Raw genomic sequence first — 5,707 nt, 5'->3', positions numbered from 1 at the left:
GGTGCGGACGCGACCGCTCGCGTGCACCACCGGATCGCCGCTCGCGGGCAGCGAGGCGACGGTGAACCGGCCGTCCGCCGGGCCGAAGGAGAACTGCGCCCTGGTGGGCTCCGCGTCGGACAGCACCAGCGCCCTCGCGAGGTCGACGTCGGCGAGCACCACGTCCGTCCCGCCGGTCAGCGCCCGGACGGCCTGGGCCGCCATCTCCAGGTAGCCCGCGGCCGGGAACACCGCGCTGCCCTCGATGCGGTGGTCGGACAGGTACGGCAGCTTCTCGACGTCGAGCGCGTTCTCCCAGGTCGGCTGCGCGGCGGCGGTGCGGCGGCCGAGCAGCGGGTGGTCGCAGGCGCCGAGCCTGACCTGCTCGACCGGCTTCGGCTCGGCCCAGTAGCGCTCGCGCCGCCACGGGTAGCAGGGCAGCGGGACCGGACGGCCGGCCGGGTGGAGGGCCGCCCAGGACGGCTCGACGCCGAGGGTGTGCAGCTCGGCGAGCGTCCGGGCGACGCGCTCCGGCTCGTCCTCCCGGCGGCGGAGGGACGGCAGGGCGCGCACGTCCGCGTCGCCGTCCGCCAGGCACTCGCGGATCGCGTGGCCGAGCACCGGGTGCGGGCCGATCTCCAGGAACAGCGTGAGCCCGTCCTCGGCCATCCGCTCGACGGCGGCCTTGAAGCGCACCGGCCGGCGGACGTTGCGCCACCAGTACGCGGCGTCCAGCTCGGGCCCGAGGGCGCGGCCCTCGACGGCGGTCAGCTGGAGCGGCACCTGCGCCTCGCGCGGTTTGATGCCCGCGAGCGCCGTCAGCAGCTCCTCGCGGATCGGGTCCATCCGCACGCTGTGGTAGGGGACTTCGACGTCTAGGAACTTGGCGAACACCCGCTCCTGCCGCAGTTCCTCGGCGAGCGCGCCGAGCGCTTCGGCGTCGCCCGCGAGGGTCACCGCGCTCGGCCCGTTCACGGCCGCCAGCGACACCCGGTCGCGGTGCGCACGGATCCGCCGCTCCGCGTCGGCCTCCGGCAGGCCGACGGCGAGCATCGTGCCCGTCCCGGCGAGCCGGTGCTGGAGGCGGCTGCGGTGCAGCACCACCGTGACGGCGTCGGCCAGGTCGTACACCCCGGCCTCGTGGAACGCCGCGACCTCGCCGGTGCTGTGGCCGACGACCGCGTCCGGCCGCAGGCCGCGGCTTCGCCACAGCGCCGAAAGACCCACCTGGAGCGCGAAGTTGGCGGTCTGCGCGAGCCAGGTCTCGGCCATCCTCGACTCGCCCTCGGGACGCGCGAGTTCGTCCAGCAGCGACCACCCGGCCTGCGCGCGGATCTCCCGGTCGCACGCGTCGACGGCCTCGCGGTAGACCGGCTCGTTCTCGTACAGTCCGCGGCCCATCGCCCACCACTGCGGGCCCATGCCGGTGAACACCCAGGCCAGCCGCCGCTGTCGGCGCTCCCGGGCGCGGCCCTGGACCACCCGGGGGTGCGGTTCGCCGCGCTCGTACGCGGCCAGCGCCTCGCCCAGGTCCGCGTGAGAGGAGTACGCGACGGCGAGCCGCTCGGGCAGGTGCTCGCGCCGGTGCGCGAGGGTGTGCGCGAGGTCCACGAGGTCGGCCCCGTCGGCGAGTTCGCGACGGATGCCGGCGGCCAGCTCGGGCAGCGCGGCGGCGTCGCGGGCGCTCAGCGGCAGCACCGTGCACGGCGGCGCAGGAAGCGGCGGCACGGCCTCGTACCGCGGCGGCTCCTCCAGCAGGACGTGCGCGTTGGTGCCGCCGAAGCCGAAGGAGTTGACCCCCGCCCGCGCCGGCCCCTCGTGCGCGGGCCAGTCGACGACGGTGCGCGGGATCTCGAACGGCAGCGCGCCCAGGTCGATGTCGGGGTTCGGCCGCTCCAGGTTGATGTGCGGCGGGATCTTCCGGTGCTCGAGCGCGAGCGCCGTCTTGATCAGCCCCGCGACGCCCGCCGCGGACTCGGCGTGCCCGATGTTGGTCTTGACCGAGCCGACGTAGCAACGCTCCCCCGGCCGCCGCCCGACCGCGAGCACCCGGCCGAGCGCGTTCGCCTCGATCGGGTCGCCGACCGGGGTCGACGTGCCGTGCGCCTCGACGTACTGCAGGCCGCCCGGCCGCACCCCGGCCTCGGCGCACACCCGCTCGATCAGCGTGACCTGGGCGTCGGCGCGCGGCACGGTGATGCCGTTGGTGCGGCCGTCCTGGTTGACGCCGCTGCCGATGATCACCGCGTGCACCGGGTCGCCGTCGCGCAGCGCGTCCGACAGCCGCCTGAGCACCACCACGCCGACGCCCTCGGCCCGCACGTACCCGTCGGCGGCGGCGTCGAACGCGCGCGAGCGGCCGTCCGCCGAGAGGAACCCGCCCTTCGTCTCGCCGATCGTGTACTGCGGCGCCATGTGCAGCAACGTGCCGCCCGCCAGCGCGAGTTCGCTCTCGCCGCGGAGCAGGCTCTGGCAGGCCAGGTGCACCGCGACCAGGGAGGAGCTGCACGCGGTGTCGATCGAGACGCTGGGGCCGCGGAAGTCGAAGCAGTGCGAGATCCGGTTCGACACCATCGTCATCATGGTGCCGGTGGCGGTGTGCGCGGCGAGCGTCTCGAAGCCGAGGTCGGCGAACTGGAGGATCTTGTAGTCCAGGGTGAACGCGCCGACGTACACCCCGACGTCCCGGCCCGCGAGCTCGGACGGCCGCTGCCCGCCGTCCTCCAGCGCCTCCCAGGTGACCTCCAGCAGCTTGCGCTGCTGCGGGTCCATGTAAGCGGCCTCGCGCGGGCTGATGCCGAAGAACTCCGGGTCGAACGTGTCGAAGCCGTCGATGTAGCCGCCCCGGCCGCCGATCAGCCGCCCCGGTTTGGCCCGGTCCCCGCTGCCCAGCGACGCGACGTCGTAGCGGTCGGCCGGCGTCGGGACGAGACAGTCCCGGCCCGCCAGCAGGTTGCGCCAGTACGACCGGTGGTCGTTGGCGTGGCCGGGCAGGCGGCAGCCGATCCCGGTGATCGCGATCCGTTCGCTGGGCACGTCGAGGGGCGAGGAGGTCATGGTCCAATCCGGGGGTTCTGTTCGCGTGGACGAATTTCCTGGACGGAGAAATTCGGATTTGATACGAACATGCGGTCCTGGGAAAATCCGATTCCTAAGAAAAACCGATCGCCGCCGCCCAGCGCGGCATGACGGCTCACGCCCCGAATATGTGAGCGGACGGAGATGGAAGCGGACGGCCGACCAGACGTGCGATGGCAGACAGCACGCTCTCCTCGGTTATTCGATGGCCAACGAACGGAAACGCCAGTGATGCTAGCCCGAGGCTCCCACTACGAAGCTGATTCGACGTGCGGATTACACGAATGGCGGAATATTCCGGAACACCCTTGACGATCTTCCGGATCGATCGTGCACGCTACGGAACGGACAGATCTCCGACAGATTGTCCACGAATCCCCCGCACACCGAGACCGGAGGCGCCATGTCCGTCGAGGAATGCACGCTGCTGCCCCTGCACCACTCGAAACCCGCCGAGTTCGGCCCGCCCAGGCCCACCCCGCTGGCCAACGGCACGCCCGCCTGGCTCGTCACCCGGTACCACGACGTCCGGCACGTCCTCACCGACCCCGCCTTCGGCCGGGCCGCGCTCTTCGCACCCGACGCCCCGCCCCTCGGCTCCGTCTCCAACCTGGAGGGCGACCCCGGCTTCATCACCAACATCGACGGCCCGGAACACCGGCAGCTGCGCTCCCTCATGCAACAGGCCTTCACCCGCCGCGCCATGGCCGAGTGGCTCCCCTGGCTGACGGCGACGGTGGAGCGGCTCGTCGACGACGTGGTCCGCCACGGCCCGCCCGCCGACCTCGTCGCCTCCCTCACCATGCCGCTGCCGGTCGACGTGATCAGCCGGCTGATGGGCGTCGAGGACGTCGACCGGCAGCGCCTGCGGCACTGGACCGACCACCTCTTCGCCGACCACACCCGCCCGCCCGGCGAGATCCGGGCCGTCCTGGCCGAGTTCTGCGCCTTCGCCGCCGGGCTCTGCGAGGAACGGCGCCGACGGCCCGGCACGGACCTGGTCAGCCGCATGGTCACGGCCGCCGACGAGCAGGGCGGGGTCTCCGGGGAACGCATGGTCAAACTGATCTGCGGACTGATCGCCGGCGGCCACGAGACGGCCGTCGCCACCATGGGCAACGCCCTGGTCTACCTCCTCGGCGAGCGCCCGGACGCCTGGCCGCGGCTCACCGACGAGGACGCGGCCCAGGCGGCGGCCGACCGGATGGTGCACACGATCCCGCTCGGCGAGGGGCTCGGCACCCTGCGCCGCTCCGTCCGGGACATGGTGGTCGGCGGGGTCTCCATCCCGTCCGGCGCGATCGTGATCGTGGACCGGGCGAGCGCCGCCCGGGACCCTGAGGTCTTCACCACCGGCCTGTCCGACGGGCTCTTCGAGCCCCTGGAGGCTCCGACCCTCGCCTTCAGCGCCGGACCGCACCACTGCCTGGGGGCCTGGCTGGCCAGGACGGAGATGCGCCTGGCCCTCAACCGGCTCGCCCGCCGGCTGCCGGGCCTGGCCCTGGCCGAGCCGGTCGAAGCCATCGAGTGGCGCCGCGTGTTCGGCACCCGCAGCCCGCGCCGGCTGACGGTGACGTGGTGAGTGACGTGGTGAGACGCGCCCTGCGGAGGGCGGCCGTCGGCGTCGGGATCGAGTGGCGGCGCGTCCTCGCCATCCGCAGACCCGGCGGGCACCGCGCGTGCCCGCCGCCGCCCTGCGGGTCTCAGCAGGCGCAGTCTCAGCACGCGCAGGAGATGCCCGAGCGCGGGGCCGTCAGATCGTCGATCGGACGCTGCTCGGTGCCGTGGTCGGTGTCGTACGCGAAGCCCTCGCGGGCCCAGTACTCGAAGCCGCCGAGCATCTCCTTCACGCGGTAGCCGAGGCGGGCGAAGGCGAGGGCGGCCCGGGTGGCGCCGTTGCAGCCGGGGCCCCAGCAGTAGGTGACGACGGTGGCCCCGCGGTCGACCAACTGCGGGGCCAGCTCCGGGATGCGGGCGGTCGGCAGGTGCAGGGCGCCCGGGATGCGGCCCTGGGACCACGCGACCTCGCTGCGCGAGTCGACGACGACCAGGCCCGGGACGCCGGCCAGCAGGTCGGCGCGCACGTCCGAGACGTCGGCCTCGAAGGTGAGGCGGGAGAGGAAGTGCGCGGCGGCGACGGCCGGGTCGGCGGCGGGGACGGAGAGGACGGCGCTGGTCATCGGGTACTCCTGGGTGGTGGTCCGGGCTGATGTGCTCATCCTGGCCCGTGCCGCGACCCGTCCACGAGTGTCGTGATCGCCTACCTTCGTCAAGATCCCGCCAGCCCCCGGCACGCCTCGTCAGGACCCAGCCAGGCCCCCGACAGGCGCCGGTCAGGCCCCCGGCGGGCCCACCTCACGACCCCGCCAGCTCCGCGAGCCGGTGGGCCTCCACCGGGCGATGGCCCGCCAAGCGCGCCCGCAGGCCCCGCAGTTCGTGCCCGACGAGCGCCGGCAGAGCCGCCTCCGGTGCGCCCTCCAGCGTGTGGCCGAGCAGTGCGACGGCGGTCTGCGGGTCGTGCGCGCACGCATGGCAGTCGGCGACGCGCACGGTGAACAGCAGCCGGGTGGACGGCAGTTGGGCGGGCCCGAGGAGCTGCAGCGCGCTCTCGGCGGCGGCCAGCGCGTGCCGGGCGAGCGCCGGGTCGCCG

4 protein-coding genes are annotated in these 5,707 nt (G+C 73.9%); 1 reads left to right on the top strand and 3 read right to left on the bottom strand.

Annotated features, from left to right (window positions below):
• Positions 1-3,036: type I polyketide synthase (locus tag AB0O00_RS27755; RefSeq protein WP_363656268.1), on the bottom strand; the 3,036-nt coding region annotated here is incomplete at its 3' end.
• 424 nt (positions 3,037-3,460) lie between these two features.
• Here AB0O00_RS27755 and AB0O00_RS27750 point away from each other — a divergent pair.
• Complete coding sequence (locus tag AB0O00_RS27750) at positions 3,461-4,639, top strand: cytochrome P450 (protein ID WP_363656266.1); 1,179 nt, start codon at positions 3,461-3,463, stop codon at positions 4,637-4,639.
• Between the two features lie 136 nt (positions 4,640-4,775).
• Here AB0O00_RS27750 and AB0O00_RS27745 read toward each other — a convergent pair whose 3' ends face one another.
• Together AB0O00_RS27745 and AB0O00_RS27740 are read right to left on the bottom strand one after the other, a co-directional pair.
• Entirely contained in the window at positions 4,776-5,237 is a 462-nt protein-coding gene (locus AB0O00_RS27745) for a rhodanese-like domain-containing protein (RefSeq protein WP_363656264.1), read from the bottom strand.
• A 175-nt stretch (positions 5,238-5,412) separates the two neighbouring features.
• A partial coding sequence (locus tag AB0O00_RS27740) for a hypothetical protein (RefSeq protein WP_363656262.1) occupies positions 5,413-5,707 on the bottom strand: 295 nt, incomplete at its 5' end.

Origin of the sequence: Kitasatospora sp. NPDC093558, assembly GCF_040683475.1 — a bacterium.
Classification (GTDB): Bacteria; Actinomycetota; Actinomycetes; order Streptomycetales; family Streptomycetaceae; genus Kitasatospora.
The sequence above is the reverse complement of the archived record's forward strand: the minus strand, read 5'-3'. Positions and strand labels throughout refer to the sequence as shown.